At 48.1% G+C, this 270-nt stretch carries 1 rRNA gene; it reads right to left on the minus strand.

Annotation, left to right across the window (positions count from 1 at the left end):
- A 16S ribosomal RNA gene (locus tag GCM43_RS25615) occupies nucleotides 1-94 on the minus strand; the annotation flags it as partial.
- Nucleotides 95-270 lie beyond the last annotated feature (176 nt).

Below are 270 nucleotides of genomic sequence, written 5' to 3' on the forward strand. Positions count from 1 at the left end.
CGCCACCAGAGCAAGCTCCGTGCTGCCGTTCGACTTGCATGTGTAAGGCATGCCGCCAGCGTTCAATCTGAGCCAGGATCAAACTCTTCAGTTTAATCTCTGTTACTTTGCCGTTTTACCGGCACCGCTATTGCTAGCGGGTCGCTCACTCAAAAAACTGACAGGCCACTACTTTCGTAGCGCCTATTTCATTATTTCTTGTGAACATTTGATATTTTAAGTTTTACGCCGATCCGAAGATCGACGCTGCACTTCATCAAATGCCCACAC

Origin of the sequence: Janthinobacterium aquaticum, from assembly GCF_009208565.1 — a bacterium.
Lineage (GTDB): Bacteria > Pseudomonadota > Gammaproteobacteria > Burkholderiales > Burkholderiaceae_D > Janthinobacterium.